This is a genomic window from Flavobacterium sp. (assembly GCF_017985075.1).
Taxonomy (GTDB): Bacteria; Bacteroidota; Bacteroidia; order Flavobacteriales; family Flavobacteriaceae; genus Flavobacterium.
Genome location: NZ_JAGNYF010000079.1, coordinates 2,960 through 5,906 on the forward strand (window position 1 = coordinate 2,960; position 2,947 = coordinate 5,906).

General features: G+C 35.5%; 3 protein-coding genes. 1 reads left to right on the forward strand and 2 read right to left on the reverse strand.

The window, feature by feature from the left end; translation table 11 throughout:
• A partial coding sequence (locus KA468_RS10215; RefSeq protein WP_291242838.1) for a DUF5675 family protein occupies positions 1-155 on the reverse strand: 155 nt, incomplete at its 3' end.
• Positions 156-193: 38 nt separating this feature from the next.
• On the reverse strand, positions 194-952 hold the full coding sequence (locus tag KA468_RS10220; RefSeq protein ID WP_291242836.1) for a hypothetical protein: 759 nt from the start codon (positions 950-952) through the stop codon (positions 194-196).
• 919 nt (positions 953-1,871) lie between these two features.
• Between KA468_RS10220 and KA468_RS10225 the strand changes: the two genes are divergently transcribed.
• A partial coding sequence (locus KA468_RS10225) for a Fic family protein (protein WP_291242837.1) occupies positions 1,872-2,947 on the forward strand: 1,076 nt, incomplete at its 3' end.

A 2,947-nucleotide genomic window follows, 5' to 3' on the forward strand; every position in this document is an offset into this window, starting at 1 on the left:
TTTCTAATAAAATACTTCCCTTCCGGAACACAGGAAACCTTCGTTTCGTTCATCTTCCATGGCAATTCAATTGTATTGCAAATTAATTTACCTTCGCATTCGAGTTTACCATTGGTTCCTTCAGGGAAATAAGTTCTAGTTAATTCTAGTTTCATAAGCTTTAAGACTTTCGGCTTTTCACTTTCAACTAATCTTACACACCGCTATCAACTTTCGCAATCGATAATGGGTTAAACGCACCATTTTTCAACGGATACTTTTGTCCATTTATCTCTTGATAGAATTCAACACCTAAAGCCAAAAACAAGGGTTTAGTACTTGCAGGTGTAACCGTATTCACTTGGTTAATTGGAGCAGTAGCTGTTCCGTTCCAAGGCAAAATAGCTGTTTCGGAAGTATCAACCACGTAGGTTTCAGCTTCAAAATCAATTTCTGCACCAGCAGAAATAATTTTAAAATGTGTCGTTCCACTAGGTGCCGCTATCATATTCGCAGGAATAAAGGAAGCTAATGTCACTTTAATTTCTCCAGTAACGCGGTCAATAGTGGCAACAAACGGAGCAAATAGGGTAGTACCTAATTTTCCGCGAATATTGAAATCAAAACCAAATAACAATTCAGCTTCTCCATCAATCACGTTTCGCAAACCACGAACACTAACCAAATCCGCTTGAATAACACGAATCATAGCTTGTGTCAAACGACTCACCATTCTGCCATCAGCCGAATTCAGTAATAGTGGTCGCAATGCTGTTCTTAATATTTTACCAGCTTTTCCAGCTCGTCCAAACTCGGAGCCATTCTCACGAGTTCTCTGAAACGCAGGATCATTTGCAATTCTACTAGCGTCAATTCCGCCTTTTTCTCTTGCCAAGTGTCCATCTTGTGTTTTGTAAAAAGTAATATCTCCGATAGTACCTTTCAATTTAATTATGCCTTTCTGTCTTGCCATAATTTAAAAATTTTGTTAAACATTCATTTAAAACTTTTCTTCATTCCACATTAAGTTGCAACCTCATTCTGAATGATTAAGGCAAAGTTTACAAAGCATTTTTCAAAATAAAAAACAAGGCGTGTACCATATGTCCAAAAACGACATAAGTGTCTCAAACAAACACAAAAACACAATTAATAAGTATGAAAAATTATAACTAAATTGCAAAAGATTTTCTGCACGTCAGAAGGAAGTTAAAGCCCAATCAAAGGCATATATAAAGTATGAAAAGTAGCAATCAGAGGGTCTGCATCTATCCAAAGGACATACAACGCATAACAGGCAAGAGTTATCGTCAAAGTACCAGATTAATGCAAAACATCAAGAGAGACCTCAACAAGCTCGATAAAGAGTTCCTAACAATAGAAGAGTTCTGTACATATACTGGCATAAAATATGAACAAGTAACTCACTTGATTTTTGGTTAAAACAGAAAATTACGTCATAAATGTTTTAGTCAAAATAAGCAGAACTGAACACGTAAATAACTAGTTTAATTATTGGTAATGTTTATTAAATTTTAATTTGTTATATCATTGTAAATGAGTATATTTACAACTCACAAATGAAATGAATTATTTACGATTAAAAAGGGAGGTAAAATCGGTTACCCAAATAAAAATTCAATTATAAATAGCTGGAATATAATACGTTGAAATTGGAGGTCAAATCCCTCTTTCTCCGCAACAGAAAACCCGAAACGAAAGTTTCGGGTTTTTTTATTTCAACACTTTCCTAATTACAACATCCTACATATTTTTTGCGGTGATTTTGATGTTTTATTACCGTAAAAATGCGGTGATTAATTCAAATAATAATTCAAATATTTGATAATGCGGTAGTAAACAACTATTTTTACCGCAAATAAGCGGTGATTATGTATATACATCAACAAAAAGACTGGCCACAATTCACATGGGATGCTGAACTAATAACAAAGATATTAGGTTCGGTTAGGCACCGTCAAGGACAAATATTAGGTCAGATGCAAGCACTCGGTTTTCGGATACAAGAGGAAACCATGTTAAACGCACTGACTATGGATGTTATGAAGTCAAGTGAGATAGAAGGCGAAATATTAAATCCTGAACAAGTGCGTTCTTCAATAGCTAGGCGTTTAGGTATTGAAATCGCTGGAGCTTTACCTGCTGAACGCGATGTAGAAGGTATCGTAGAAATGATGTTGGATGCTACACAACGTTATGCTGTTTCTTTGACTGATGACCGTCTATTCGATTGGCACGCTGCCTTGTTTCCAACAGGAAGAAGCGGTATGTATAAAATAAAAACAGCAGATTGGCGTGATGCTGTAATGCAGGTTACATCTGGGGCTATGGGAAAAGAAAAAGTACATTTTGAAGCACCCCCGTCTGCATCAGTACCAAGTGAAATGAATGTTTTTTTAGCATGGATTGAAAACAACACGGACCTTGATCCAGTTTTAAAAGCAGGTCTTGCGCACTTATGGTTTGTTACTATTCATCCTTTTGATGATGGAAATGGTCGTATTGCTCGAGCCATTACTGATATGCTATTAGCAAGGGCTGATAAAAGTTCTAAACGGTTTTATTCTATGTCTACACAGATACAAGCGGAACGTAATGTGTATTATGAAATACTTGAAAGGACTCAAAAAGGAAACTTAGATATTACAGCATGGTTAAAATGGTTTTTGGATTGTTTGATGCGTTCTATGGAGCAAACAGATGAAACTATCAAAAAAACAATGACTCGTGCCCAATTTTGGGGAGCAAATAAAGAAACCCCATTTAATGCACGTCAACAGAAAATACTACACTTGTTATTGGATGACTTTTTTGGTGTTTTACGTGTTTCTAAATATGCCAAAATTGTAAAAACATCAACCGATACGGCATTACGAGATTTACAAGACTTAGTTAAAAAAAATATTTTAGAGCAAAAAGGAAGCGGAAGAAGTACTTTCTATATATT